The organism is Streptomyces malaysiensis subsp. samsunensis (assembly GCF_024519315.1).
Taxonomy (GTDB): Bacteria; Actinomycetota; Actinomycetes; order Streptomycetales; family Streptomycetaceae; genus Streptomyces; species Streptomyces malaysiensis.
Map to the genome: position 1 here is coordinate 90,910 of NZ_JANIIC010000014.1, position 26,308 is coordinate 117,217.

The 26,308-nt window shown below is 70.5% G+C and carries 28 protein-coding genes and 2 pseudogenes; 7 read left to right on the top strand and 23 right to left on the bottom strand.

Translation table 11 applies throughout. The features are described from left to right. Positions 1–55 precede the first annotated feature (55 nt). Together NQU54_RS14595 and NQU54_RS14600 are read right to left on the bottom strand one after the other, a co-directional pair. A complete protein-coding gene (locus NQU54_RS14595; protein ID WP_069866466.1) occupies positions 56–262 on the bottom strand; it encodes a hypothetical protein in 207 nt (68 codons plus the stop codon). 372 nt (positions 263–634) lie between these two features. Further along, on the bottom strand, positions 635–916 hold the full coding sequence (locus NQU54_RS14600; protein WP_079259117.1) for an acylphosphatase: 282 nt from the start codon (positions 914–916) through the stop codon (positions 635–637). A gap of 305 nt (positions 917–1,221) precedes the next feature. Between NQU54_RS14600 and NQU54_RS14605 the strand changes: the two genes are divergently transcribed. Then, positions 1,222–2,064 carry a CAP domain-containing protein gene (locus tag NQU54_RS14605; protein WP_257631436.1) on the top strand — a complete coding sequence of 281 codons (843 nt, stop codon included), beginning with the start codon at positions 1,222–1,224 and terminating at the stop codon, positions 2,062–2,064. A 20-nt stretch (positions 2,065–2,084) separates the two neighbouring features. Here NQU54_RS14605 and NQU54_RS14610 read toward each other — a convergent pair whose 3' ends face one another. From NQU54_RS14610 to NQU54_RS14630, 5 genes are read right to left on the bottom strand one after another with little or no spacing between them, the layout of a single operon-like run. Next, positions 2,085–3,323, bottom strand: coding sequence for a tyrosine-type recombinase/integrase (locus NQU54_RS14610; RefSeq protein ID WP_257631437.1), 1,239 nt, complete (start codon positions 3,321–3,323; stop codon positions 2,085–2,087). Beyond that, on the bottom strand, positions 3,323–3,517 hold the full coding sequence (locus NQU54_RS14615; protein ID WP_257631438.1) for a helix-turn-helix transcriptional regulator: 195 nt from the start codon (positions 3,515–3,517) through the stop codon (positions 3,323–3,325). The genes NQU54_RS14610 and NQU54_RS14615 overlap by 1 nt, the downstream gene beginning before the upstream one ends. 2 nt (positions 3,518–3,519) lie before the next feature. Further along, positions 3,520–4,938: a replication initiator protein RepSA gene (repSA, locus tag NQU54_RS14620; RefSeq protein WP_372505882.1), complete on the bottom strand. Its 1,419-nt coding sequence runs from the start codon at positions 4,936–4,938 to the stop codon at positions 3,520–3,522. After that, complete coding sequence (locus NQU54_RS14625) at positions 4,935–5,147, bottom strand: hypothetical protein (protein ID WP_257631439.1); 213 nt, start codon at positions 5,145–5,147, stop codon at positions 4,935–4,937. Before NQU54_RS14625 ends, repSA begins: the two co-directional genes overlap by 4 nt. Beyond that, the gene (locus tag NQU54_RS14630; RefSeq protein ID WP_257631440.1) at positions 5,144–5,503 is read right to left on the bottom strand and encodes a hypothetical protein; all 360 of its coding nucleotides are present in this window, start codon (positions 5,501–5,503) and stop codon (positions 5,144–5,146) included. The genes NQU54_RS14625 and NQU54_RS14630 overlap by 4 nt, the downstream gene beginning before the upstream one ends. Before the next feature lie 247 nt (positions 5,504–5,750). Between NQU54_RS14630 and NQU54_RS14635 the strand changes: the two genes are divergently transcribed. Together NQU54_RS14635 and NQU54_RS14640 are read left to right on the top strand one after the other, a co-directional pair. Continuing rightward, entirely contained in the window at positions 5,751–6,509 is a 759-nt protein-coding gene (locus NQU54_RS14635; protein WP_257631441.1) for a GntR family transcriptional regulator, read from the top strand. A gap of 1,145 nt (positions 6,510–7,654) precedes the next feature. Continuing rightward, positions 7,655–8,131: a winged helix-turn-helix transcriptional regulator gene (locus NQU54_RS14640; RefSeq protein WP_257631442.1), complete on the top strand. Its 477-nt coding sequence runs from the start codon at positions 7,655–7,657 to the stop codon at positions 8,129–8,131. Here the strand turns inward: NQU54_RS14640 and mutM are convergent. The 9 genes from mutM to NQU54_RS14685 all read right to left on the bottom strand — a co-directional run bounded on the left by mutM (position 8,044) and on the right by NQU54_RS14685 (position 17,496). Beyond that, on the bottom strand, positions 8,044–8,979 hold the full coding sequence (gene mutM, locus NQU54_RS14645) for a bifunctional DNA-formamidopyrimidine glycosylase/DNA-(apurinic or apyrimidinic site) lyase (protein WP_257631443.1): 936 nt from the start codon (positions 8,977–8,979) through the stop codon (positions 8,044–8,046). The two genes, NQU54_RS14640 and mutM, sit on opposite strands and share 88 nt — an antisense overlap. A 122-nt stretch (positions 8,980–9,101) precedes the next feature. Further along, entirely contained in the window at positions 9,102–9,938 is an 837-nt protein-coding gene (rnc, locus tag NQU54_RS14650) for a ribonuclease III (protein ID WP_079259113.1), read from the bottom strand. Positions 9,939–9,957: 19 nt separating this feature from the next. Beyond that, complete coding sequence (gene rpmF, locus NQU54_RS14655; RefSeq protein ID WP_009714764.1) at positions 9,958–10,131, bottom strand: 50S ribosomal protein L32; 174 nt, start codon at positions 10,129–10,131, stop codon at positions 9,958–9,960. 2 nt (positions 10,132–10,133) lie between these two features. Then, complete coding sequence (locus tag NQU54_RS14660) at positions 10,134–10,724, bottom strand: YceD family protein (protein WP_232564737.1); 591 nt, start codon at positions 10,722–10,724, stop codon at positions 10,134–10,136. Between the two features lie 202 nt (positions 10,725–10,926). Further along, positions 10,927–12,003, bottom strand: coding sequence for a cell division initiation protein (locus NQU54_RS14665; protein ID WP_257631444.1), 1,077 nt, complete (start codon positions 12,001–12,003; stop codon positions 10,927–10,929). Between the two features lie 107 nt (positions 12,004–12,110). Beyond that, positions 12,111–12,620, bottom strand: coding sequence for a pantetheine-phosphate adenylyltransferase (gene coaD, locus NQU54_RS14670; protein ID WP_069866482.1), 510 nt, complete (start codon positions 12,618–12,620; stop codon positions 12,111–12,113). After that, the gene (gene rsmD, locus NQU54_RS14675; RefSeq protein WP_167503486.1) at positions 12,617–13,204 is read right to left on the bottom strand and encodes a 16S rRNA (guanine(966)-N(2))-methyltransferase RsmD; all 588 of its coding nucleotides are present in this window, start codon (positions 13,202–13,204) and stop codon (positions 12,617–12,619) included. Before rsmD ends, coaD begins: the two co-directional genes overlap by 4 nt. 125 nt (positions 13,205–13,329) lie before the next feature. Then, the gene (gene recG / locus NQU54_RS14680; RefSeq protein ID WP_257631489.1) at positions 13,330–15,531 is read right to left on the bottom strand and encodes an ATP-dependent DNA helicase RecG; all 2,202 of its coding nucleotides are present in this window, start codon (positions 15,529–15,531) and stop codon (positions 13,330–13,332) included. Positions 15,532–15,756: 225 nt separating this feature from the next. Next, the gene (locus NQU54_RS14685; protein ID WP_257631445.1) at positions 15,757–17,496 is read right to left on the bottom strand and encodes a DAK2 domain-containing protein; all 1,740 of its coding nucleotides are present in this window, start codon (positions 17,494–17,496) and stop codon (positions 15,757–15,759) included. Positions 17,497–17,761: 265 nt separating this feature from the next. Between NQU54_RS14685 and rpmB the strand changes: the two are divergent. Next, positions 17,762–17,872, top strand: a pseudogene (gene rpmB / locus NQU54_RS50540) (50S ribosomal protein L28); the annotation flags it as partial. A gap of 147 nt (positions 17,873–18,019) precedes the next feature. Here rpmB and thiD read toward each other — a convergent pair. Both thiD and NQU54_RS14700 read right to left on the bottom strand, forming a co-directional pair. Beyond that, positions 18,020–18,859 (bottom strand): bifunctional hydroxymethylpyrimidine kinase/phosphomethylpyrimidine kinase, encoded by an 840-nt coding sequence (gene thiD / locus NQU54_RS14695; RefSeq protein ID WP_257631446.1) that lies wholly within the window; start codon positions 18,857–18,859, stop codon positions 18,020–18,022. Between the two features lie 163 nt (positions 18,860–19,022). After that, complete coding sequence (locus NQU54_RS14700; protein ID WP_069866488.1) at positions 19,023–19,991, bottom strand: thiamine-phosphate kinase; 969 nt, start codon at positions 19,989–19,991, stop codon at positions 19,023–19,025. Between the two features lie 136 nt (positions 19,992–20,127). Here NQU54_RS14700 and NQU54_RS14705 point away from each other — a divergent pair, with 136 nt between their 5' ends. Together NQU54_RS14705 and NQU54_RS14710 are read left to right on the top strand one after the other, a co-directional pair. Continuing rightward, positions 20,128–20,361: an Lrp/AsnC family transcriptional regulator gene (locus tag NQU54_RS14705; protein WP_069866490.1), complete on the top strand. Its 234-nt coding sequence runs from the start codon at positions 20,128–20,130 to the stop codon at positions 20,359–20,361. 20 nt (positions 20,362–20,381) lie between these two features. Beyond that, on the top strand, positions 20,382–20,879 hold the full coding sequence (locus NQU54_RS14710) for a DUF3515 domain-containing protein (protein WP_257631447.1): 498 nt from the start codon (positions 20,382–20,384) through the stop codon (positions 20,877–20,879). A 158-nt stretch (positions 20,880–21,037) separates the two neighbouring features. Here the strand turns inward: NQU54_RS14710 and NQU54_RS14715 are convergent, their stop codons facing one another. Genes NQU54_RS14715 through NQU54_RS14725 form a run of 3 tightly spaced genes read right to left on the bottom strand, consistent with a single transcriptional unit; the run spans position 21,038 to position 24,001 of the window. Next, positions 21,038–22,210: a D-alanine--D-alanine ligase family protein gene (locus NQU54_RS14715; protein ID WP_257631448.1), complete on the bottom strand. Its 1,173-nt coding sequence runs from the start codon at positions 22,208–22,210 to the stop codon at positions 21,038–21,040. 34 nt (positions 22,211–22,244) lie between these two features. Continuing rightward, positions 22,245–23,246 carry an NAD(P)H-dependent glycerol-3-phosphate dehydrogenase gene (locus NQU54_RS14720; RefSeq protein ID WP_069866496.1) on the bottom strand — a complete coding sequence of 334 codons (1,002 nt, stop codon included), beginning with the start codon at positions 23,244–23,246 and terminating at the stop codon, positions 22,245–22,247. Then, positions 23,243–24,001, bottom strand: coding sequence for a lysophospholipid acyltransferase family protein (locus NQU54_RS14725; RefSeq protein WP_257631449.1), 759 nt, complete (start codon positions 23,999–24,001; stop codon positions 23,243–23,245). Before NQU54_RS14725 ends, NQU54_RS14720 begins: the two co-directional genes overlap by 4 nt. 170 nt (positions 24,002–24,171) lie before the next feature. Between NQU54_RS14725 and cofC the strand changes: the two are divergent. After that, positions 24,172–24,786, top strand: a pseudogene (gene cofC, locus NQU54_RS14730) (2-phospho-L-lactate guanylyltransferase); the annotation flags it as partial. Between the two features lie 474 nt (positions 24,787–25,260). Here the strand turns inward: cofC and NQU54_RS14735 are convergent. Beyond that, positions 25,261–25,836, bottom strand: coding sequence for an HU family DNA-binding protein (locus NQU54_RS14735; RefSeq protein WP_257631450.1), 576 nt, complete (start codon positions 25,834–25,836; stop codon positions 25,261–25,263). Between the two features lie 125 nt (positions 25,837–25,961). Further along, complete coding sequence (locus NQU54_RS14740) at positions 25,962–26,207, bottom strand: SCO5555 family protein (RefSeq protein WP_257631451.1); 246 nt, start codon at positions 26,205–26,207, stop codon at positions 25,962–25,964. Between the last annotated feature and the right edge of the window lie 101 nt (positions 26,208–26,308).

Sequence of the window (26,308 nt, forward strand, 5' to 3'; positions counted from 1 at the left end):
CCCTTGAAGATTCTCAAGCGGCTGACGATGCAGCCCGACCGGCCCTTGGGCTGGGTCAGGCGAGCGCAGGCTCCGCCTGGGATACGTCGATGCTTTCGAGCAGCGAGTCGCCGTGACGAGCGGCGGCGGACAGTGCGTCGTTCTCGGCCTGAATCCGAACGAGCTCGGATTCAAGATCCTGGACGCGCTGCTGAAGCCGTCGCATCTCGGAGAGGACTCGGGGGTCGGAACCGCCGACGTAACCGAGAAGCGCCTTTGCCATGATGGATGGTCCTCCACACTGAGTGACCGACCGAAGCGGTGTGGGTCGTGAGGGATTTGCACCCGCGATGCCTGCCGAATTACTACCGTGCTGGGTGGCAAACAGTTAAGGTGCGCGGGGCTTCCAGCGTCTCACCAATTGGTTTGAGGGTCAACACGATCACACGCCGACGGGGTCGCAGGGGTCGAGAGCACATTGGCGGCGAACTCTGCCGCCCCTCTCCAAAGGACCCATGACAGTCGGGGGATCTTCCGTGTGACGGCAGCCTTCCATGGAGCGGCGCCGTTGGCAACCATCAGCCCATTTCTGCTCACCGTGCGCAGGGAAGGCATGGTCAGCGGGGCACCGCGGAAGGTGCCTCCGGCGAGTTGATCAACGGATCTCGAAGGTCTCATAGCCACCGCGAGGTGTGTCCCAGATCTCGGTGATTCCCTCGACTTTCCCGGGCGTGTCGCCGTCCCTGAGCCATTCGAGCAGCTGTTCGCATTCCGTACGCGGGCCCTCCGCGACCACCTGCACCCGCCCGTCGGAGAGGTTGGAAGCAAAGCCGACGAGGCCCCCGATACGCAGCGCGTTGGCCCGGGTGTACCAGCGGAAGCCGACGCCCTGGACACGGCCGCGCACCCACACGGTGAGGCGGACTCTTTCGTTCATATGCGCACGCTAACCCCCCGCGCGAGCAGCCGCTAAACCATCGAATTGCCCAGTGGGCAGGCGCGTTGGGGCCCGAATGGCGTACAGTCCCGGCTCAACAGGACTCACCCACACGAGTGATACATGGCTCGCGCACACGAGTGACACATTTCGAGCGACTTTTGACGCCGAGCACACGAGGAAGGCAGGAGATGGGCCGCCATCGACGATCTGCCCCCGGTATCCCGGTGCAGGAGGCCCTCGCGGGCCGCCACCGGGGACCGCACCGGAGCCCCCTCGCTCCGGTCCGGACCGGACTGTTGGGCGTGTCCGCCGCTGTCGCGGTCGGCGCCGTGGCGATGGCCTCCGGACTCGGTCCGGGAAACGCCTACAAGATCGGCGGGGGCAATGACTCCGCCGGACAGGTCCAGGCGGGGGGTCCCACCGACTCCGGCCTGGAGACACAGGGCTCGCAGTCCGCGGCCCCCACCGATCGCAGCACGGTTCCTCCCAGCCGTGGTGACGACCGCGCTCACGCACCCTCCACAACTCCCTCCACGACCCCCTCCAAGCCCTCCGGGACGCCCTCCACCACACCCCCGGAGCAGCCGAGCGCCTCCGAGCCGCCCGGGAACGGCCGGCAGGGCGGGAACGGCAAGGGAAACGGCAAGGGCAACAACGGGAACGGGAACGGCAACGGCGGCTCGAAGGGCCACGGCCAAGGGAAGCCGTCCGGTACCCCCACCACGGAGCCGACCGCGCCGGAGCCCCCGGCGGAGTCGGCCGGTCCCGAGGCCGCCTCGGAGGCCGAGGTCCTCACCCTCGTCAACAAGGAGCGCAAGAAGGTCGGCTGCGCCCCCGTGACGGCCGATTCCAAACTCGCCCAGTTGGCCGAGGACTTCAGCGAGGACATGTCCCTGCGCCAGTTCTTCGACCACATCAGCCCCGACGGCGACAGCCCCTGGGACCGTGCCGAGAGCGCGGGCATCCTGGACCTGGGCGGGGAGAACATCGCCCGCGGCCAGTCGGACGCACAGGCCGTGATGGACTCCTGGATGAACAGCTCCGGCCATCGGGCAAACATCCTCAACTGCTCGTTCAAGCGGCTGGGCGTCGGCGCGCACTTCGGCACCGGCGGCCCCTGGTGGACCCAGGACTTCGGCTATTGAGATAGATGCAGGTCAGAGGCTTACCAGGTCGTCTGGGCCGTGTCGGGGCCGTCATTCACACGGCCCCCGTCTCCAAGGACGCGATCAACGGCGGCCCGGGTCCTGGTCTCACTGGAGGGCATCAGGTGCGTGTACGTCCGGAGGGTGTATCCGGGGTCGTGGTGCCCCAGGTACTCACTCAGAGCCTTGATGCTCTCCCCTGCGTCGAGAAGCACCGAGGCGTAGAAGTGACGTAGCGCATGCATGCCATGCTCACGGTCGGGCTCTACGCCGACTGCTCGCAGCGTCGGGCGCCAGACGCGATCGTTGAACCGGTTCCGGTTGAGCGGCAGCCCGGCGGGACCGTAGAAGATCAACGTTGCCGTGACAGGCGGTCCATCGAGCGTTTTCCAGGGCAAAGTGATCGCGACGGGCGGATACCGCGTGATGTGCCCGGCCAGAGCGAACGCGACCGACTCAGGTAGCGGCACGTCACGGATCTTGCCGCCCTTCGGAGGAGCGAACACCGACCGACCACGGAGCAGCTTGACCTGACGGACGACGTGAACGACTCCCCCAAGAAAGTCCACCTCTTCCACCGCCAGGCCGAACACCTCACCCTGTCGCAGCCCGCAACCAACGGCCGGTTCGATCAGCTCCCGATACCGGTCAGGTAGCTGATCCTGGACCGCCCTGACGCGCTCGACCGTCCACGGTTTGACCTTGCGTGGGTCCAGTCGGGGCGCCTTGACCGACCGGGACCGACACGGGTTGTCCCTGATGATCCGGTCTTCCACGGCAGCCGTGAAGACTGTGGAGACGTGCGCAAAGATCCCCCGACGATAACCAGCCGCAAGGCCCGCATCCTCCAGAGTGCGCATCCATAGCCGTATGTGCGAGGGCTGGAACGACGCCAAGGGTCGTGTCCCCAGGTAGGGCACCGCGTGCAGGCGTAGCCGACTCTCGACAGACTCACGGGTGGCCGGATCGGTGGTCTGGGTGGCAAGCCACGTGCTCACGTACTGCGCGAAGGTCACCCGTCCCGCCGATGGGTCGATGTAGTCGCCCCGGGACATGTCGGCCTCGACGTTGTTCAACCACGCTTCAGCCTTGCGCTTCTGCTTGTCCGGGAATGACTGGCTCTTCTCGGTGCCATCGGGCCCGACGTAGCGGGCGCGGTAGCGCATGCCGACGCCGTACCGGTCGGTCTTGACCTTGACGGGTTTGCCGTCTGGACCCGGGACCGTCTTGTACCAGCGGTCTTGGATGTGCCCGGCCATCAGGCGGCCCCTTCCATCAAGTCAGCAATCCAGCGGCGGACGTCTTCCGGGTCGAAGCGCAGGTGTCGGCCGACCCGGAAACCGCGTGGACCGGTACCTTTGCGGCGCCACTGGTAGACCGTTTCGACGGGTACGCCGACCAGATCGGCCAGGTCTACCGGGGTCAGGAAGCGTTCAGGGAGCGGTCGGGCCATGGTCACCACTCCCCCTCTGCGTCGAGGTCGGCCAGTGCCTCACGGGCGGTCTCACGGTTGGTACGGAGCTCCCGGGCGATGGTGGCGGCGAGCCAGGATTCACCGGGGGTGTGGCCGTGTCCGGCGTAGGTCCAGTGGGACATGACCAGCGTGGAACCCTCCGGGGTGTCGTCAGGGTCGGGCAGACCCCGTTCGCGGCGTTCCTGGCGTGCGCGGAAGTCGGCGCGGACCTGGCGCAGTGCGCTGAGGGTGGTGGAGTAGCGGCGGCTCTTGGTGGAGAAGTGGCCCCGAAAGCCGAGCATGTGGGCCCATTGCCAGAGCTTGCGGTCCGGGTAGTGGTCGTCCAGGTCGAAGCAGGCTTCGATCAGGCGGCGGGTGTGGGTGGGCAGGTCGGTCAGCTTGTCCAGTTCGGCGAGTTCGCCGATGCGGCGGTCCACGGTGCCGGTGGTCTCGGCCGCTTTGGTGGCGTACTTGGCCACGTACGAGGCAACGGCCTGTTCGGTGAGTTCCTGGCCGTCGTCCATACCGATGGGCCGTACGTCCACCTGGTCACCCCAGCGGAGCACACGGGCAGGATGGGCGCCGGCGGCGGGCAGGGGGACGGAGACGCGGGCAGCGGCGGCGGTGATGGCGTCCGACAGCAGGCCCGCACTCGCCCATGCCGGCGGGGCGTCGTCCGCCCCTCCCGGTCCGTCGAGGCGCACGATGGCGTGGAAGTGGACCGCTCCGCGCTTTTGGTACTCGGCCACCTTGCCGAAGGAGACCCGGCACACCTCCCCCAGCGCGCTCTGTGACATCCCCGCGCGGGTGGCGAGCTCCCGGCGCAGGTAGATGGTGAAGCGCCGCCACAGATCCCCCGCGTGGTTGTTCCACAGGACCGCGCCCGCGTAGTCGTACCGGCCCGGGTCCAGTGCCGTGCCCAGTTCGGGGGCTCCTTCGGGATGCGGGGTGCCGCAACGGCAGCGGCCGGAGGTGGGGCGGTTGTGGACCGGACCGAAGGACGGGGCGGTCAGGGTGGCGAACACCTTCGGGTGGGTACGCACCCGGGCGGAGACGCCCTTGTTCAGGTCTCCTGTCAGGCCCGCGCGGATCAGGTGGAAGGTGTCGCCCGCGTAAGTCCAGGCGCAGGAAGGACAGCGGGAAGCCCGGCGGTTGCCGCAAGCGACGCGGAGTCGTCCGCCCGGCTCCCCCTCGGTGCTGTAGGAGTACAGGACATCCCCGGTACGGGCGTCACGGGTGGTGGTCAGGCCCTGGAGGTGGATCGGGTCGGAGCAACCGCCGTTGCGCTTGATCTGCTCTTGCCAGCGATCGAACCCGGGTCCGGCCGTGACCCTGAGCGTGTCGGCGAGGGTGATGGGGTCGGTGCCCAAGGAGACCGCAGCGTCAGCCACGGCCTCCGGGGCGACGGGGAAGACCGTCACTGGTGGGCCTCCCTCGGGTAGCCGTGCCCGAGGGGCGGGTAGGTGCCGAACAGCTTGGCGTCCTCTTCGGCGTAGAGCGCGTCATCGACCACGGCGAAGAACTCGGTGTGCGGCCGGATGTCGTGACGGTCCAGCCATGCGGCGATCTGCTCGGTGCGTTCCTCGTCGGCAACTTCGGCCGCGTGCTGGGGGTCCCCGAAGTAGGTCACGCAGCCACCACCAACGGCGCCGGGGCGGGGGTGGTGTCGGCGAGCCGGACCATGAGGTGGTCCACGTAGCCGGTGAGGCGGGTCCGGGCGTTGTCGCTGATCTCGTCCGGGAAGATCGAGCGGGGGTTGTGCTCCATCAGGCCAGAGCCGGAGCAGTCGAGGCAGAAGATCGACATCGGGTCGTGGACGGGCGTGGCCTCACTGCCCCATCCGGATCCGGCGCACGTGTTGCAGTCGGCCCACGGGCGGGAGGTCAGGAAGTACAGGCACTCTGCCGGGTCGGCGCACTGCGTCTCGGTGCAGACAGGGCAACCACGCTGCAAGGAGACACACACGGTGAGAGCAGAAGCAGGCATGATGGAACTTCCCTTCGGGGATCAGGGGCGACGCATCTGCTTGGCGGTGGAGCGTCGCCCCGCCTTGTGTCTATGCGCGAGGCACAGTCAGGCAGCCTCTCTAGACATCTCTATTGGAAGGCAACGTGTATAGAGATGTCAAGCGGTCTGTATAGAGATGTTGGTCGAGGCCGGATTTTGGCTACTCGCACAAGGCGACACGTTGACCCATGGCCTAGGCTGTCTAGAGAAGAGAGGAGGCGTTCGAATGGCCACCACCGACGACGACCGTCGGCCGAAGTACCAGCGGATCGCTGACTCCCTGCGTGGGGCGATCCAGTCGGGCGAATACGGTCCCGGTGATCGGCTCCCAGGGGAGAACGAGCTGATGGCCGCCCACGGGGTGGCGCGCATGACCGCCCGTCAGGCATTGAGTGTGCTCAAAGACGAGGGTGTTGCCGAGTCACGCAAAGGTGCTGGCGTATTCGTCCGATCGTTCCGCCCACTGAGACGTCGAGGCATTCAGCGCCTGTCTCAGCAGCAGTGGGGCAACGGCAAGTCCATCTGGTCAGCCGACGTCGAGAACCGCGCGCTTGTCGTGGACCGGGTGACAGTGTCGGAAGAGCCCGCTCCCGATCATGTTGGGGGCGTCCTGGACCTGTCCGCTGAGGACACAGTGTGTGTGCGGCGTAGGCGCTTCGTTCTGGACGGGAAACCCGTCCTGCTCGCCACGAGCTATCTACCCATGTCAGTAGTGGCAGGCTCATCGATCACGGAGGAGAACACCGGCCCGGGAGGCACGTACGCGAGGCTCGCTGAACTCGGCTACAAGCCCGTGCACTTCCGCGAAGAGATCCGTTCCCGCATGCCCGCGAAGGATGAGACGGATCAACTCAACCTCTCTCCAGGCACACCCGTGATCCTCGTGTGCCGAACCGCCTTCGCAGACGAGGGGCGCCCTGTAGAGATCAACGAAATGACTCTCGATGCAGCCTCTTACATCCTGGAGTACGACTTCGACGCGTGACTCAGCGTGAGCCGTTACGGATTTCTCTACCTCATCAAGCCCCACCCTTCGGGCGGGGAAGGGTGGGGAACCCTCCGGGAGCTCCCGCGTGAGAGGGGGCCGCTACTGCGGAACCAGTCGGACCCTGGTCGGGATGATCGAAGACTGCCCAACCGGGACGTCGTGAGAGCGCTATGGCCAGCAGGCCCGTTCGATGCCGGCGAGCACGCGGACGGGCCTTCGTGCTGTCGGCTCGGTGTTCTGCGGTCGGCGGGTGCTCTTGCCCCCTGGGCATCCGGCGCGCTGGCCAACGGCCTGACAGCCGCCGCTACGGATCACACCCCACCGGCCCGTCACACGGGCCGGCGCGGGCACGGGGACTCGGGCGCCGCTCCTGCCTCCGGCCCGCTCCGCCCGGCCCCCGGCCCCGCGCCACCTGAAGTCGCCACGGGGTGACCCTCACGCTTTGTCCGCCTAAGAACGGCGCCGGACCGAGCAGTCACCCCACCACCACGACACACCACGCCACCGCAGCCACACCCACCAGCAGCAACCAACCACGAGGGGCGCAGCCCGGACGCACACGGGCCCATGGGGGCAACACCACGCCCGCCGAGAACCCGAAGGCGGCAGGGGAGGCTGAGGCGGATGGGTGGTGGGGTGTGTGGGTGGCCGGGGCGGGCGCTGAGAGAGACTTTAAGGTCTGCTGATCAGCGGGGCCCCTCCGAGAGCAAGAAAGGGGGCCGAGTGACCACAAGAGCGGTGAGGGATTCCATCCCTCTCCATTGGTACAAGTGTAATGGCCCCCTTTCATGCTCTCGCCCCGCAGATCACCAGACCTCAAACTCTCTCCCACCACCCGCGTGGGCAGGCTCGGGCCGTTACGGGGCCGTGAAAGGGTGCTCAACGACGACCAACGCTGACAACCATTGACGGCTCAGTCGCAGGTCACAGCGTTGATCGGTTAAGCGACCGCAGGTCAAAGACCCGGCGGGTCACTTCTTCGGCTACTGACCCCCTGAGCGGACCTCCGCATCCGGCTCATATACGAAGCCCGGGGTGTATCGATACGTCCCGGGCTTCGTATGCGCCCGCCACGAGCAGCACACTCACCATGCGAAAGCGCAGCCCTGGAGTCAGCGCTGAGTGCGCGTATGGTGTTGTGCATGGACAGTGAACGCACTGGCGGAGCGTCCTCCACGACGGACGCGGAGAACCTGGCCTTCGACGTGTTCGCCCGCGCCTGCCCCTCGCGCGGCACGCTGGAGCACGTCACCGGCAAATGGGGCGGCCTCATCCTGGGCGCGCTCCACGAGGGCACCTTCCGCTTCAACGAGCTGCGGCGGCGGGTCGACGGCGTCAGCGAGAAGATGCTGTCCCAGACGCTGCACGCGCTGGAGCGCGACGGTCTGGTGCACCGCGAGGCCCAGCCGACCAACCCGCCCCGGGTGGACTACCGGCTGACCCCGCTGGGCAGCGCGGTCGCCGAGCGGCTGCTGGCCCTGATCTATCTGGTCGAGGACCGGATGCCCGAGGTGCTGACGGCCCAGGAGCGCTACGACACCGGGCGCGCCGGGAGCGGCGAGGCGGCGGCCGCGCGGGACGCCGGACGGTCCGCGGTGGCCGGGCGCGGCGGGCGCTGACAGCGCGGGCAGAAGTAGCTGGAGCGGTTCATCCAGGGGCGGCGGCGCATCGCGGTGCCGCAGCGGCGGCACGGCTCGTCCTCCCGGCCGTACGCGTCCAGGGAGCGCTCGAAGTACCCCGACTCGCCGTTCACGTTCACATAGAGGCTGTCGAAGCTGGTGCCGCCGACGGCCAGCGCGGCGGTCATGACCTCGCGCACATGGCCGAGGAGTTCGGCGGAGCGCGGGCGGGTGAGGGTCGCCGTCGGCCGGTCGTAGTGCAGCCGGGCGCGCCACAGCGCCTCGTCGGCGTAGATGTTGCCGACCCCGCTGATCAGCGACTGGTCCAGCAGTGCGCGCTTGATCGTGGTGCGGCGACGGCGCAGCGCGGTGTGGAAGGCCGTCTCGTCGAAGGCGGGGTCCAGCGGGTCGCGGGCGATATGCGCGATGACGTCCGGCAGCCCCTCCAGGTCGCCGGGGACCGTGTCGTGCAGCGAGAGCCCGCCGAAGGTGCGCTGGTCGACGAAGCGCAGTTCGGTGCCCGCGTCGTCGGCGAAGCGGACCCGGATGCGCAGATGCTTCTCGTCCGGGGCCTCGGCCGGCTGGACCAGCAGCTGCCCGCTCATCCCGAGATGGGCCAGGACCGACTCGGCGGCCGCGTCGTCGTCGAACGGCAGCCACAGGTACTTGCCGCGGCGGCGGACGACCCCGGTGCGGCGGCCCCTGAGGCGGGCCGCGAAGTCCTCGGCGCCGCCGAGGTGACGGCGGACCGCGCGGGGGTGCAGCACCTGGACCTCGGCGACCGTACGGCCGCTGACCCAGCGCTCCAGTCCGCGGCGGACCACCTCGACCTCGGGCAGCTCGGGCAAGGGGGGCCTCCTCGGCCTCGAGCCCTCACCGCCCCCGGGCGGAACGGCCGGGCGGGCCGTCCGCCGCGGGGGCGGTGAGAGGCGTTACGGACGTACGGACATGGCGGTGCGGGGAAGGGCGATCAGTGTGCCGTGGAGGCCGTGTCGGCGGCGGCTCCGCCGTCCGCCGCCGTGGTGGCGGTTTCGGCGTCGGCCGCTTGGGCCTTCGCCTGGGCCTCGTCGGCAGCCGCGCGGATCGCGCGCCAGGCGGCCTCGGCCGCCTGCTGCTCGGCTTCCTTCTTGCTGCGGCCGGTGCCGGTGCCGTACGCGACACCACCGACGCGGGCGGCAGCCGTGAAGGTCTTCTCGTGGTCAGGACCTGTCTCGGAGACCAGGTACTCCGGAACCCCGAGGCCCTCGGTGGCGGTCAGCTCCTGGAGGCTGGTCTTCCAGTCCAGGCCGGCGCCGAGGTTCGAGGACTTCTCGATCAGCGGGTCGAAGAGCCGGTGCACCAGCTCCGCGGCGGCATCGAGCCCCTGGTCGAGATAGACCGCGCCGATCACCGCTTCAAGGGTGTCGGCGAGGATGGAAGCCTTGTCCCTGCCCCCGGTGCCCTCTTCACCCCGGCCGAGCCGGATGAAGGCGCCGAGGTCGAGGCCGCGGCCCACCTCGGCGAGCGCGCGCGAGTTGACCACCGCGGCCCGCAACTTGGCCAGCTGGCCCTCGGGCAGGTCGGGGTGGATGCGGTACAGCGTATCGGTGACCACCAGGCCGAGCACGGAATCCCCGAGGAACTCCAGCCGCTCGTTGGTGGGCAGCCCGCCGTTCTCGTACGCGAAGGAGCGGTGGGTCAGCGCACGCACCAGAAGGGCGGACTCGAGCTGGTACCCGAGCCGCCCTTCCAGGATCGTGTGAGACGAGGCCGTGTCCGCCTGGGACGCTTCACCGCGCTTACGCGGGGGCGTAGTGGCGTCTGACATAGAGCCTGTCACCCGCCGATCAGACCTCGAGGACCTGGCGGCGGTTGTAGGTGCCGCAGCTCGGGCACGCGATGTGCTGCTGCTTCGGCTCGTGGCAGCGCTCGCACGCCACCAGGGTGGGGACCGCAGCCTTCCACTGCGACCGGCGGTGGCGCGTGTTGCTGCGCGACATCTTCCGCTTCGGAACAGCCACGGCTACTTCTCCTGTGGGTCATCCCCGCGCCTGCGGGGTGCGTTGTCCTTCTCGCCGTCCCTCATGGCCTCGGCGAGTCCCTGCAATGCCGCCCACCGGATGTCGGCGGCGTCGTGGTGGTGGCCGGGGTCGTCCGCGAGCCGGGCGCCGCATTCGGCGCACAGCCCGGGGCAGTCCTCCCGGCACACCGGCTGCAACGGCAGTGCGAGCACCACCGCGTCGCGCAGCACGGGCTCGAGGTCGAACAGGTCGGCCTCGAGGAAGAGCCTGTCCTCCTCCTCGGCGTCGTCGCCGGTGTCCGCGTCGCGGCTCCGGTCGTCGGCGTCGGGGTAGGAGTACATCTCCTGGAAGTCCGCTTCGAGCTCTCGCTCCAGCGGCTCCAGACACCTTACGCACTCCCCTGTCAGCGGTGCACGGGCGGTGCCTGTGACAAGCACCCCTTCCATGACCGACTCCAGGCGGAGGTCCAGCTCGACGGTCGCGCCCTCCCGCACCCCGATGACCTCGATACCGAGGTCCTTGGGCGCCACCACGGAACGGGAGATCCTTTTCAGCGCACCAGGACGCCGGCCCAGCTCGCGCGTGTCGAACACGAGAGGGGCGCGATGGTCGAGGCGGGCGTTCAGGGCTTCCTGCTTTCTACGCTGTGGCGGGCCACCCGAATCATCCACTACGAATCGGGCAGCCGAGATCGCGGACGTACACGCGACCGAAGAGCCAGGATACTGGACAGGCCGCCGTAGACCCAATCCGCCCGGTGGGGACGGGGTTCCGGCGGCCTGGCGGGGAGCGGGCTCAGCGGCCCTGCTCGTACTGGCGGAGCTGATCGAGGTCGATCATGCTCGTGTCGAACAGGCTGGTCTCGTCGAGCGCGGCGCCCGGCTGCTGCTGATGGTGGTGCGGCAGCTCCTGGGGCTGCTGGGGCACATAGGCCGCGTTCGGGTCGTAGCCCTGGCCCTGGGCCTGCTGCTGCCAGGCGTAGGCGTCCTGCTGATAGCCGCCCTGCGCGGCGTAGAGGTCCTGCTGCGGGTAGGTCTGCTGCTGATAGCCGTACGCGTCCTGCTGCTGGTAGGCCGCGGTGGCGGCGTAGTACGCGGCGTCGGCGGCCGCCTGGTCGGGCTGGGCCACGGGCTGGGCGACGGCCGCCTGGGACTGGGCGAGGTCCGCCAGATAGTCGTCGTCGGTGGTCCGCAGGGCCATCCCGGCCTCGTCCTGGGCAGCCATATGGGCACCGAGCTCATCGGCGGGCCTGGCCCCGAGCAGCTTCTGGCGGCCCCGGCCGACCGCCTCCAGCGTCTTGGCCAGGACCGCCGAGACGGCCCCCAGCTTGGTGTCCACGTACTCGTCGGCGCGCTCCCGCAGGGTCGTGGGGTCCGCGCTGCGCTCCGGGCCCTCGTCGGGCTCCTCGAGGCCGTCCCCGACGCCGGGGGCGCGGCCGAGCAGCTTCTCCCGGCCGCGGTCGACCGAGCCGATGGTCTTGGTGAGCACGACCTCGAAGTTGGCCAGCTTGCTGTCCACATAGTCGTCGGCCTCGACGCGGATCTCCTCGGCCTCACGGCGGGCCTCGGCGAGGATCCGGTCGGCCTCCTCCTGGGACTTCCGCACCAGCTCGGTGTCCGAGATCAGCGAGGCGCGCTGGCCGTGTGCGGACTCGATGATCCGCTCGGCCTCCTGGCGGGCCTGCTCGACCATCTGGTCCCGGCCGCCGATCAGCTCCTGGGCGTGGGCCAGGGAGTCCGGGAGGGCGGCGCGCACCTCTTCGAGCATGGCGAGCAGCTGAGCGCGGTTGACCACGCACGAGGCCGACATGGGCATGGACCGGGCGCCGCCGACGGTATCGACGATCTCGTCGAGCTTCTTCTGCACGTCCACTGTGGGTGCTCGCAGACTGTCTGGATACGGATGGATACGGGATACGAACGGGACGACTGTACGGCCAGCGGGCCCCTCCCGGACAGCCGCTGATGCCCCGTCAGCCGCTACTTCCGGCCGAGCCGCTCGGAGAGCGCCTCCAGGACCACCGGCGGCACCAGATGGGATACGTCGCCGCCCCAGGCCGCGACCTCCTTGACCAGGCTGGAGGAGAGGAAGCTGTAGGTGGGGTTGGTGGGCACGAACAGCGTCTCCACGCCGGAGAGGCCGTTGTTCATCTGGGCCATCTGGAGCTCGTAGTCGAAGTCGCTGACGGCCCGCAGCCCCTTGACGATCGCGGGGATGTCCCGCTGCTTGCAGAAGTCGACAAGAAGGCCGTGGAACGCCTCCACCTTGACGTTCCCGTACTCCTCGGTGGTCTGGCGGAGGAGATCCATCCGCTCCTCCACCGTGAACAGGCCCTGCTTGGACTTGTTGATCATCACGGCTACGTGCACGACGTCATAGAGCTTGGAGGCACGGGCGATGATGTCGAGGTGTCCATTGGTGACGGGGTCGAACGACCCCGGACAGACTGCGCGGCGCAACGGAAGTTCCTCGCTCTCGGGTCCGGTCATGACGCGTTCTCGCACGTGGAGGCGGCGCGACCGTACCAAAGCGTGCCCTCGCCGTAGCGACGGGCCCTAAGCCCCTCGAATCCGGCAGGCCACACGAACTCCCCACCTCGTGTGCTCCGCTCAACGGTGGCCAGCGCTTCGGGAGCTAGCCAGCCCTTCCCCAGGAGTGTGAGGAGGATCTCGCGGAGTTCGGCGTCGGTGACCGCGTAGGGCGGATCCAGGAAAACGACGTCGTACGGGCCGGTGACCGGGGCCTGTCCGGCGATGGTCTGTTCGGCCTTGCCGGTGCGCAGCTCCGCGCCCGGCAGACCGAGCGCCCGGACGTTCTGACGGATCGTACGGGCCGCCCGCGGGTCGGACTCGACCAGCAGCGCGTGGGCGGCGCCGCGGGACAGCGCCTCCAGGCCGATCGCGCCGGAGCCGCCGTAGAGGTCGAGGACGCGGGCCCCGTCCAGCGAGCCGAGCAGCGACTCCCAGGTGGAGAACAGGCCCTCGCGCGCCCGGTCCGAAGTGGGTCGGGTGCCGTTTCCCGGCGGCACGGCCAGGCGCCGGCCGCCGGCCGCTCCGGCGATCACGCGGGTCATGGTTGGTGGCAGTCCTTCACGGTGGTCGGGGCAACGGCGCACCGCGCGCCCGTCCGGGCGGGGCCGCCGCACCTCCACGATATGGCGTACGGCGGCGTGCGGTGGCCGCGCTCCCGTACGCGGGCTCAGCCCTTGTCGAGGAACTCCTCGCGATCCTTGTCCAGCAGGGCGTCAAGCGCCGTGCGCAGCTCCGGATATCCGGCCAGCTCCGGGTCGGCGGCGACGATCTCGGCCGCCTCCTCCCGGGCCGCCGCGATCACCTCCTCGTCGTCGATGACGGCGAGCACCCGCAGCGAGGAGCGCACCCCGGACTGGGCCTGGCCGAGCACATCGCCCTCCCGGCGCTGCTCCAGGTCGATCCGGGACAGCTCGAAGCCGTCGAGCGTGGCCGCGACCGCGCCCAGCCGCGCCCGGGCGGGGCTGCCCTCGGGCATGTCGGTCACCAGCAGGCACAGCCCGGCGGCCGAGCCCCGGCCGACGCGGCCGCGCAGCTGGTGCAGCTGGGAGACGCCGAACCGGTCGGCGTCCATGATCACCATGGCGGTGGCATTGGGGACGTTGACCCCGACCTCGATGACGGTCGTGGCGACCAGGACGTCCACCTCGCCCGCGGCGAAGCGGCGCATCACCTCGTCCTTGGCCTCGGGCTGCATCCGCCCGTGCAGCACCTCCACCCGCAGATCTCCCAGCGGGCCCTTGGTGAGCTGCTCGGCGATGTCGACGACGGCCAGCGGCGGCCGCTTCTCGGCCTCGTCCTCGGGGGACGGGCGGGCCGCGCCCTTGGGCTCCTCCCCCTCGTCGCCGCCCTCGTCCCCGATCCGGGGGCACACCACATACGCCTGGTGCCCGGCGGCCACCTCCTCGCGCACCCGCTCCCAGGCGCGGCTGAGGAAGTGCGGCTTGTCCTTGGCGGGCACCACATGGGAGGCGATCGGGGAGCGGCCCGCGGGCAGCTGGTCCAGGACGGAGGTCTCCAGGTCGCCGAAGACGGTCATGGCGACGGTGCGCGGGATCGGGGTGGCCGTCATCACCAGCAGATGCGGGGGCTGCTTGCCCTTGGAGCGCAGGGCGTCGCGCTGCTCGACCCCGAAGCGGTGCTGCTCGTCGACGACCACCAGCCCCAGATCGTGGAACTGGACCTTGTCCTCGATCAGGGCATGGGTGCCGATCACGATCCCGGCCTCGCCGGTGACCAGGTCCAGCAGCGCCTGCCGGCGGGCCGCGGCGCCCATGGAGCCGGTGAGCAGCACCACCTTGGTGCCCTGCTCCACGCCGCCTTCCCGTTCCCCATCGCCTCCCTGCTGCGCAGGCGCTTCGCGCCACAGCCCCCAACTGGCCAGCTCGCCCATCATCTCGGTGATCGAGCGGTGGTGCTGCTGGGCGAGCACCTCGGTGGGCGCGAGCATCGCCGCCTGTCCCCCGGCGTCCACGACGCCTAGCATCGCCCGCAGCGCGACCATGGTCTTGCCGGAGCCGACCTCGCCCTGGAGCAGCCGGTGCATGGGGTGGTCGGTGGCCAGGTCGGCGAAGATCTCCTCGCTCACCCGGCGCTGGCCCTCGGTGAGGGTGAACGGCAGCCGGGCGTCGAAGGCGGTCAGCAGCCCGTCCGGGGCGGGCTTGCGGGGCGCCGCGGGCAGCTGGGCGTCGGCCCGCCGCCGCCGGGCGAGCGCCACCTGGAGGACGAACGCCTCGTCCCACTTCAGGCGGTCCCGGGCCATCGCGATATCGGCCTTGGTGACCGGCCGGTGGATCTTGCGCAGCGCCTCGGGGAGCGTGGCCAGCCCCCGGCCCTCGCGGAGCCCGTCGGGCAGCGGGTCGACCAGCCCGGCCAGCGCGGCCTCCTCATGGCCGGCCGGGCCCAGCACTGTGTCGATGGCCTGCTGGATCTGCCAGGACTCCATCTGCTTGCACGCCGGGTACAGCGGCAGCAGCTGATTGGCGAACGCCTCCACGGTCTCCGCGCCGCTCCCCTCGCCCAGCGCCTTGAACTCCGGGTGGGCCAGCTGACGCTTGCGGTTGAAGACCGAGACCTTCCCGGCGAACATCGCACGGGTGCCGGGCTGGAGCTCGGCCCGCGGTTTGTGAACGCCCTTGCCGAAGAAGACCAGCTGGAGACGGCCGCTGCCGTCGGTGATGGTGACCTCCAGCCGCCGGCCCCGGCCGCCGTTGAACGTATGCACCCGGGCGTCGGCCACCTGCGCCACCACGGTCACATGCTCGTCCAGGGGCAGGTCCGACAGCCGGGTCAGCTCACCTCGCTCCGCGTACCGCCGCGGATAGTGGTGCAGCAGATCGCCGACGGTGTGCAGGTCGAGATGGTCGGCCATCACCTTCGCGGTGTTGCCGCCCAGGACCTTCTTCAGGGGTTCATCCAGCACGGGCACCCGTCCATTGCACACCACGGGGGTGACAAACGGGGATGACGAGCGGGGTGATTCGGGCGGGGCGACCCGGCGGCCGGGCGCCGGGTTGGTCTCAACGGCTCCGAACGGCCGGGCCCATCCGCCGCCCATAAGCCGCCGGGGTCGTCCCACGTCCACCGGCCGGCGGACTCATTCGACGCCTATGATCAGCGGCGTGGTGGGCTGACCACCCCGGTAGACGACCGTGTCGACGGCGAAGTGCCCCTCCCGTACATGCCGCTCCAGCCGTTCGGCGACCTCGTCCGCAAGCCCCGCGCCCAGCACCAGAGTGACCATCTCGCCGCCCGACGCCAGCATCCGGTCCAGCACCGTCTCGGCGGTCGCGGCAAGCTCCGAGCCGATCACCGCCACATCGCCGTCGATCATGCCCAGGACGTCCCCGGCCTGGCACACCCCGGCCATGGTCCAGGACTGGCGCTCGGCGACGGCCAGTTCCGCGTAGCGGGTGGCGCCCGCGGCCGAGGTCATGGCGACCACGTCCTCGTCGAAGCTGCGGCCGGGCTCGTGGACGGCGAGCGCGGCGATGCCCTGGACGGCGGAGCGGGTGGGGATCACCGCGGCCCGTACGCCCTCGGCGCGGGCCTGGGCGGCGGCCGCGGCCGCCGTGTGGTGCAGCTCGGTGTCGTTCGGCAGCAGTACGACCTCACGGGCATCGGCCCGGCGGACCGCCTCGACCAGCTCACCGCTGGCGGGCGGCTCCCCGGCGCGGGTGGCGACGGCGGTCGCGCCCGCCTCGGCGCACAGCGCGGCGAGCCCGTCGCCGGGGACGACGGCCACCACGGCGCGGGTCGCGCGCTCGCCGCGCGGGCCGGCCGTGGAGTCCTGGGCACCGGTCCGATCCGGCAGGACGACCGCCGGGCCCGGCCGGTCCTGGCCATCGGCGTCCGCCTTACGGGCGGCACCGCCGAAGTGGGTGATCCGGATGCGGTACGGGCGCCCGGCCTGGATGCCCGCCTCCACGGCCGCCCCCGCGTCGTCCACATGGACGTGCACATTCCACAGGCCGTCGCCGCCGACGACCACCAGGGAGTCGCCGAGGGCGTCCAGGCGCTCCCGCAGGGCGGCCACCGCCGTGTCGTCGGCCTCCAGGAGGTAGATCACCTCGAAGCCGGGCCCGCCCCCTGGGGCGCCGTCGGCGGGACAGCCCGCGGGGTCCTGCCCGGCGGTCGCCAGGGCGCCACCGAGCGGGCGGAGCGGCGCGAGCGCCGCGGGGGCCTCGCCCGACAGGGCCTCGGCGAGCCCGCCCAGGACCGTCACCAGTCCGTAGCCGCCGGCGTCGACCACCCCGGCGCGGGCGAGGACGTCGAGCTGACCGGGGGTGGCCTGGAGCGCGGCGCGGGCGCCCTCGTAGGCGGAGCGGGCCACCGTGGCGACGTCGCCCGTGGCGCGCTCCGCGCCCTCCGCGGCGGCCACGGCGACCGTAAGGACGGTGCCTTCGACGGGGTGCGCGACCGCCAGGTAGGCGAGGTCGACCGCGCGCCGCAGCGCCCGCCGCAGCCCGTCGGCCTCGCCCGTGCCCGGGTTCCCCTCCACCGGGCCGGTGGCCAGGACGTCCGCCATACCGCGCAGCAGCTGCGCCAGGATCGTGCCGGAGTTGCCCCGTGCTCCGATGAGCGCGCCATGGGCCATGGCGCGCACCACATCGGCGAGGGTGGGGCGGGAGACGGCGGCGGAGGCGGCGTGGCCGTCGAAGGCGGCGTCCACGGCCCGGGCGGCGGACTCGACGGTCAGATACAGATTGGTGCCGGTGTCCCCGTCCGCGACCGGATAGACATTGATCGCGTCGATGTCCGCACGGGCCCGGCCCAGCGCGTCCAGCGCCAGTCCGCACCAGTTCCGTACCGCATCGGCGTCGAGCGTGTGCGGCACGTAAGGTCCTCCTCGGAGGCTGCTGGGGCGGGGCGGGCATAGCGTCACCGCAGGGTAGCCGCCGCCCTCGGCGGGTGCCGGGGCAGCCATGATAGTTTCTTTGTACGGGAGTGGCCGTTGTATGCTGCTCCGGTTGCCCGATGCGAATCGGGCCATTCCCCCAGGCGCCGCCGAGTCCTCCATGATTCAGGCAACGCCCGGGGCATCCGTTCAAGTGTCCTGTCTCCTCGCGAGAAGCGAGGTTGACCCGTCTTTGGAGTAACCCGTGGCTGCCAACTGCGACGTCTGCGGCAAGGGGCCGGGCTTCGGCAACAACATCTCGCACTCGCACCGCCGCACCCGCCGTCGTTGGAACCCCAACATCCAGACGGTGCGCGCTGTGGTCGGTCGTACCCCGAAGCGGCTCAACGTCTGCACCTCGTGCATCAAGGCCGGCAAGGTTTCGCGCTAGCCGCCCCGCCGTTCGCACAGGCCGGTCCACCCATGGCGTGGACCGGCCTTTCGCGTGCGTCTGCGCGGGCCCTCAGCCGGATCCCTGCCGCAACCATCCGTGGTCGACGGGGCCGATGCCCGCGCCCAGGGGGAAGCCCGCCGCGATGGCGCCCGTGACGTACGCCTTGGCCGCCGTGACGGCCTGAGGGACCTCGTATCCGCCCGCCAGATACGTGGCGATCGCCGCGGCGAGGGTGCATCCCGTGCCGTGCGTATGGCGGTTGTCCTGGCGGGGCGCCCGCAGCCAGTGCTCCTCGGTGCCGTCCGTGAGCAGATCCACCGCCTCACCGCCGGGCAGATGGCCGCCCTTGATCAGCGCCCACCGCGGGCCGTGGCCCAGTACCGCCCCGGCCGCCCGCCGCTGGTCCTCCTCCGACTCCACCCGGACGCCGGTGAGCTGGGCCACCTCGTCCAGGTTGGGCGTGGCCACGGTCGCGGTCGGCAGCAGCTTCGTACGGACCGCGTCGAGCGCCTCGACGGCCAGCAGCGGGTCGCCGTGCTTGGAGACCCCGACCGGGTCGACGACCACCGGCGCGGGGAGGTCCGCGAGCAGCGCGGCCACGGTCTCGACCAGTTCGGCGCTCGCCAGCATGCCGGTCTTGACCGCCTGGACGCCGATGTCGTCGGCCACACTGCGGAACTGGGCCCGTACGGCCTCTGCGGGCAGCTCCCAGGCGCCCTGGACGCCCAGGGAGTTCTGCGCCGTCACCGCGGTGATGACGCTCATCCCGTGGGCGCCGAGGGCCAGCATGGTCTTCAGATCGGCCTGGATACCCGCACCGCCGCCGGAGTCCGATCCGGCGACGGTGAGGACGCGCACGGGCGCCGAGCCGTCAGGGGAGGGGCGGGGGACACGGGGAGGTAGGGCCATGGGGCCGAATCTACTCGGCGCCCACGGCGTCCCCGGCGCCCCCTCGGCTCCCTCACGGTCCCCCGGCGCCCTCGATCGCCCGTAAGGCTCCCGGGGTCACACGGCGCCCTTATAGGTCACTCGGCGCCCTTATGACCCTCACGGTCACTCGGCGCTCCTACGGTCACTCGGTGCCCTTGCCGTCGCCGAAGTGGTCCCAGCCCCCGTGTGCCCAGGGGGCTCCGTCCACCGTCACCTGGGGCAGCACCGAGGGGTTCAGCACCTCGCCGATCACCTTCCAGCGGGCCGGCAGCTTGGCGTCGGGCGGGAAGGTGGCCACGATCGCGTGGTCCTCTCCCCCGCTGAGCACCCATTGCAGCGGGTCGACGCCCACCGCCTGCCCGATGTCCGACATCTGCGAGGGGATGTCGATGTCCGCCGAGCGCAGATCGATACGGACCTTGCTGGCCTCCGCGATATGCCCGAGGTCGGCCACCAGCCCGTCGCTCACATCGGTCATCGCCGTCGCGCCGAGCCCGGCGGCGGCCGGGCCGGCGTGGTACGGCGGCTCCGGGCGGCGGTGGGCCTCGACGAACGCCCGCGGCGAGCGGAAGCCGCGGGAGAGCACCGCGTGACCGGCCGCCGACCAGCCCAGCCATCCGGTGACGGCGACAACGTCGCCGGGCTTGGCACCGGATCGGGTGACCGGTTCATGGTTGCGCAGATCGCCCAGTGCGGTGATCGCGACAGTGATGGTGTCCCCGCGGACCACATCGCCGCCGACCACGGCCGCGCCCGCGACCTGGCATTCGTCGCGGATGCCGTCCATCAGCTCGGTCGGCCAGGTCACCGGCAGATCGGCGGGGACCACCAGGCCGAGCAGCAGGGCGGTCGGCACCGCGCCCATGGCCGCGATGTCCGCCAGGTTCTGGGCCGCGGCCTTACGGCCGACGTCATAGGCGGTGGACCAGTCCCGGCGGAAGTGCCTGCCCTCCAGCAGGACGTCCGTACTGGCCACGACCCTCCGGTCGGGCGCGGCCACAACCGCGGCGTCATCACCGGGCCCCAGCCTCACCGCCGGGGTGGTGGTGAGCCGGGAGGTGAGCTCTCTGATGAGCCCGAACTCCCCCAACTCGCCCACGGTGCCCTTCATCCCATCGCCCCTTCGTGCTCGTGACCACTTGCCGCCCCGCCGCGCTCCCCGCGCGGGTCTCCCCGCGCCGCATGGCGACGCGGTACCGTGGCGTCCCTTCTCTCCACATGATCCTCGTAGCCGCCCTGGAGGTTCCGTGGTACAGGCGTACATCCTGATCCAGACCGAGGTCGGCAGGGCCTCGACAGTGGCCGACATCATTTCCAAGATCCCTGGGGTGATACAGGCGGAGGACGTCACCGGCCCTTATGACGTCATCGTGCGCGCCCAGGCCGACACAGTCGATGAGCTCGGCCGCATGGTGGTCGCGAAAGTCCAACAAGTGGAAGGCATCACCCGCACCCTGACCTGCCCGGTCGTCCATATCTAGCGCCCCCGTATGCTCGGCGGGTGAATTCCGCACACCGTAGTCCCACGCGAAGGCTCGCTCCGCTGTGCGTCACCGTGGCGCTCGCCCTGGTGCCGTTGGCCGGTTGCTCCTTCACCGGGGATTCGGACGACGCCGAGGCGCCCGCGGTTCCCACGCCGCCCGCGCGGGCGGCGTCATTGTGCCGGGCGCTGCACAAGGAGCTGCCCCGTACCGTGAACGGGCTGAAGCGGGGCACCATCGAGCCCGCCTCGGACTACACGGCGATGTGGGGGGATCCTGCCGTGCGGCTGCGCTGCGGGGTTCCCCGGCCGCGGGCGATGGATTCCTCGACCGAGTCGGTCGAGGTGAACGGCGTCGCATGGCTCCCCGAGAAGCAGAAGGACGGCTACCGCTTCACCACGGTACTGCGCCGGGCGTATGTCGAGGTGACCGTGCCCGGGAAGTACGCCCCCGAGATCAACGCCCTGGTCGACTTCGCCCATGGCGTGAAGAAGACGGTGCCCGAAGGCGTGGCCTAGCGCGGCCCCGTCGAGCGGCGACCGGCGCCGCCGCTAAGCGGATCGGCGGAAGTCGGCTGCGGTTCGGTGGCGCCCCGAAGGGGCGCGGGGAACTGCGCGACCAGCCACGACGCGCCGCGGACGATCGACGGCAGGTCAGGGCACTTCCAGCGGAGCGCTTAGCGCAGCCCCGTCGAGCGCCGCAGCGCGGCCTGGAGCAGCCGGTCCACCAGCTCGGGGTAGCTCACTCCGCTCTCCTGCCACATGCGCGGGTACATCGAGATCGGGGTGAAGCCGGGCATGGTGTTGATCTCGTTGATCACGAACTCGCCGCTGTCCAGCAGGAAGAAGTCGGCCCGGACCAGCCCCTCGCAGGACGCCGCCTCGAAGGCGGCCACCGCGAGCTCCTGGACCCGCCGGGTCTGCTCCTCGGTGAGCGGCGCGGGCACGATGCCGTCCGCCGAGTCGATGTACTTGGCCTCGAAGTCGTAGAAGGCGTGGGAGGAGACCGGCGGGATCTCGGCGGGCACGCTGGCCCGCGGCCCGTCCTCGTACTCCAGCACTCCGCATTCGATCTCGCGGCCGCGCAGCAGCGCCTCCACGATGACCTTCGGGTCGTGGCGCCTGGCCTCCTCGATGGCCTCGTCCAGGTCCGCGGGGTCGTCGACCTTGCTGATTCCGATGGAGGAGCCGGCGCGCGCGGGCTTCACGAAGAGCGGCCAGCCGTGCTCCTCGGCGAACTCCACGACCCTGCGGCGGGCGGCGGAAGGTTCCTGCTCCCAGGCGCGGGGGCGGATCACCTCGTACGGGCCGACGGGCAGCCCGAAGGAGACGAACACCCGCTTCATGTACTCCTTGTCCATGCCCACCGCGGAGGCGAGCACCCCGGCGCCCACATACGGCACCCCGGACAGCTCCAGCAGCCCCTGGAGGGTGCCGTCCTCGCCGTACGGACCGTGCAGCATGGGGAAGACGACGTCGACGTCGCCCAGTGCCTTGGGCACCACCCCCGGCTCGCTGTAGACGACCTCGCGGTTCCCCGGGTCGACCGGGAGGACGACCGAGCCCTCGCTGGACTCGGCGAGCCGTTCGACGCTCGGCAGCTCGCGGTTGGCGATGGCCATCCGCTCCGGCTCGTCCGCGGTCAGCGCCCAACGGCCGTCCGCGGTGATGCCGATCGGCAGCACGTCGTACTTCTCACGGTCGATGGCGCGCAGCACGGCGCCCGCGGTGACCACCGAGATGGCGTGCTCGGAGCTGCGGCCGCCGAAGACGACGGCGACGCGCGGCTTCCGCCGCTCGCCTCCGGAGGAAGCCGGGACAGGGCCTGGGGAAGGGGTCTGGCTGCTCATATCGCGTTGAGGTTACCTTGCGGTCCGCGCGGCGTCAGTGCCGCTCGGCCTTGGCGCTGCGGGACATCAGCTCTTTGAGTGCGACAAGCGGCTGTTTGCCGTCGTGCACGATTCCCACGACGGTCTCGGTGATGGGCATGTCGACGTCGTAGCGGCGGGCGAGATCCAGCACGGACTCGCACGACTTGACGCCCTCCGCAGTCTGCTTGGTGACCGCGATGGTCTCCTCCAGTGTCATCCCGCGGCCCAGGTTGGTGCCGAAGGTGTGGTTGCGGGAGAGCGGGGAGGAGCAGGTGGCGACGAGGTCGCCCATGCCCGCCAGGCCCGCGAAGGTGTGCGCGTCGGCGCCCATCGCCAGGCCCAGCCGGGTCGTTTCGGCGAGGCCGCGGGTGATGAGCGACGCCTTGGTGTTGTCGCCGAGCCCCATGCCGTCGGCGATGCCCACGGCCAGCGCGATGACGTTCTTCACCGCGCCGCCCAGTTCGCAGCCGACCACATCGGTGTTGGTGTACGGGCGGAAGTACGCGGTGTGGCAGGCGGTCTGGAGGCGGCGGGCCACGCTCTCGTCGGGGCAGGCCACCACGGCGGCGGCGGGCTGCCGGGCTGCGATCTCCTTGGCGAGGTTGGGCCCGGTGAGCACCGCGACGCGCTCCGCGGGCGCCTTGGCGACCTCCTGGACGACCTCGCTCATCCGCTTGGCCGTGCCGAGTTCGACGCCCTTCATCAGGGAGACCAGCACGGTGTCGTCGGCCAGCAGCGGGGCCCAGTCGGAGAGGTTGCCGCGCAGCGTCTGGGAGGGCACGGAGAAGACGGTGAACTCGGCGCCGTCCGCGGCCTCGGCCGGGTCGGTGGTGGCCCGCACGCCGTCGGGGAGCCGCACTCCGGGGAAGTAGTCGGGATTGGTGCGGCCGGTGTTGATGGCCTCGACGACACCGGGCCTGCGGCCCCACAGCGTCACCTCGCAGCCGGCGTCGGCGAGCACCATCGCGAAGGCGGTGCCCCAGGAGCCGGTGCCGAAGACGGCGCAGCGCGTCACTTGCTCTCCTCATCGGCCAGCGGAAGCGGCGGGCCGTCGGTGCCGGGGCGGATGGGCCGGTCGTACCTCTGGGCGGGCGCCCGCTCTCCGCGCACCTCGGCGAGGAGGTCGGTGATGGCGTCCATGATGGTGTCGGTGGCCGCCCTGAGGACCTCCGCGGTGGGCTCCTGGCCGTAGAACCCGGACAGGTCCACCGGCGGCCCGGCGTGCACCTTGAGCGTCTTGCGCGGGAAGAGGCGGACCCGCTTCTCCTTGGCGTACGGCGGCACGGCCTCGTTGGCGCCCCATTGGGCGACGGGGATGACCGGTGCCTTGGTGAGCAGCGCGACCCGCGCCGCGCCCGTCTTCCCGCGCATGGGCCACATTTCGGGGTCCCGGGTGAGGGTGCCCTCGGGGTAGAAAGCCACGCACTCGCCCTTGTTGATGGCGTCCACGGCGGACCGGAAGGCGTTGGCGGCGTCGGTGGACTCGCGGTAGACGGGGATCTGGCCGGTGCCGCGGAGCATGGTGCCCACGAGGCCGCCTCTGAAGAGAGCGGCCTTGGCGAGGAAGCGCGGCACCCTTCCGGTGTTGTACTGGAAGTGCGCGTAGGAGAGCGGGTCGAGATACGAGTTGTGATTGATCGCGGTGATAAATCCACCGTCGGCGGGAATGTGCTCCATTCCGTGCCAGTCCCGCTTGAACAGAACCACCAGCGGCGGTTTGCACAAGACCGCTGCCATGCGGTACCAGAAGCCGATTCTGCGGCCGGACACTCGGAACATCCTCTCTTGGACCCTGCTGACCTGCTGGCTTGCTGCCGTTCGGGCAGCCGCACAAGTGTCGCTCCAGGCACCCCGTCTGTCGAGGACACCGTAACCCCGCACGTCTTCGGCGAGCCGGACAGCAGGTCAGAATGAGGCCCGTGGGAACAAACGGAGCCCCTGTGACCTGGACCCTCGTAGTGCCGCTGAAGCCCTTGTCACGGGCCAAGACCCGGCTCTCCGACGCCGCGGGGGACGGCCCCCGCGCCTCGCTCGCGCTCGCCTTTGCCCAGGACACGGTGGGCGCGGCGCTGGCGAGTCGGTGGGTGCGGGGGGTGACCGTCGTCACCGACGACCCGCTCGCCGGACGTGAGCTGTCGGCCCTCGGCGCCCGGATCGTGCCCGACTCTCCGGGGCGCGGGCTGAACGCGGCGCTCGCGCACGGCGTCCGCGCGGTCCGCGGGGAGCGCCCGGGGGCGGCCGTGGCGGCGATGAACGCCGATCTCCCCGCGCTGCGGACGGCGGAACTCGACCTGGTGCTCGAGGCCGCCTCCGGCTTCCCCCGCGCCTTTCTCGCGGACGCCGCGGGAGTGGGCACCACACTGCTCTCGGCGGCGGCGGGCGCCGAGCTGGCACCCGCCTTCGGGGGCCCCTCACGGGCCCGGCACCGGGCGTCGGGGGCGCGGGAGATCGAGCTCGCGGGGGTGGACTCGGTGCGGCGCGACGTGGACACGGCCGGGGATCTGCGCGCGGCGATGGCCCTGGGCGTGGGCGCCCACACCAGGGCTAGGCTGGCGGACATGCAGGGAACCGCCTATACGTACGACCCCGAGACCCGCGCCGGCAGCGTGCTGCTCGACGACGGCACCCCGCTGCCGTTCGACACCGCGGCGTTCGACGCCGGGGGGCTGCGGATGCTGCGCCCGGGGCAGCGGGTGCGGATCGAGGTGGCGGGCGAGGGCGAGCAGCGCCGGGTCGTCTTCGTCACGCTCCAGACGTTCTGAGCGCCGTAGAGGTCCTGAGCGCCGTGGACGTTGTGAGCAACGTAGGCGTTCTGAGCAATGTGGATGTTCCGAGCGCCGCGGATGTCCTGAGCGCCGTGGACGTTCCGCGGCCGTGGACGCGCTGAGCACCAACCCTTCCGGGGCTTCGGACGTTCCGGGCGGCCCGGAGCGGCGGCCCGGAACCGGGCGCGGACAGCACCGCGGGCCGGTCTCCCCTCGGGGAGCCCGGCCCGGCGCGGATGCGGTATGGCGCCTGTGCGCCGCCGGCTAGCGCTTCCTGGCGGTGGTCTTCTTCGCGGTGGTCTTGCGGGCGCTCGTCTTGCGCGCCGGAGCCTTCTTCGCCGTGGCCTTGGCCGGGGCCTTCTTGGCCGTCGTCTTCTTGGCCGCGGCCTTCTTCGCCGCCGCCTTGGCCGGCGCCTTCTTCGCTGCGGCGGCCTTCTTCGCGGGCGCCTTCTTCGCAGGAGCCTTCTTGGCGGTCGCCTTCTTGGCCGCGGCCTTCTTCGCCGCCACCTGGAGACTGCCCTTGGGAGCCTTCTTCACGGCGACCTCGCCACCGCGCGGGAGCTTCTTGGAGCCGCTCACCAGATCCTTGAACCCCTGACCGGGGCGGAAGCGGGGCACCGAGGTCTTCTTGACCCGCACCCGCTCCCCGGTCTGCGGGTTACGGGCGTAGCGGGCGGGCCGTTCCACCTTCTCGAACGAACCAAATCCAGTGACCGAAACTCGCTCCCCGGCGACGACCGCCCGGACGATGGCGTCCAGGACCGCGTCGACCGCTTCGGCGGCCGACTGTCGGCCGCCGAGCTTGTCGGCAATCGCTTCTACGAGCTGCGCCTTGTTCACGTCTTCCCCTTCGGAGACATTGCCAGAATCAATGTGTTCAAGCCTTTTCGCACGTTAGGCAGATATATACCGCAAATCAAACACGAAACGGGCTAATCACCCTTGTGCCGCAACGCACTCGATCGTCACGGACTTCCGTCGGTGTCGGGATCTTCGGGGAAACGCCCCTCGTCGAGGTCGTGCATCAACCGCTCCAGACGCTTTGCCGCATCTGCGAGATCGTGTTTCGCCGCTGAGGTGATGACCAGCAGCTTCCGGGACAGCGCCATCCGTACGCCCTCCGGGACTTGCAGTGCGCGCACCCTTGCGTGCGCTTCCTTGAGCCGGTCGGCGACGATGCCGTAGAGCTCGAGTTGGCCGTCGCGTTCCATGCACTGATTGTGCCATCTGAGGCGAGTTGTCGCTTCATGGGGCCTCAACATGCCGATGCGCCGCCGGTCCGAGGACCGGCGGCGCATCTTGCCAAACCCGC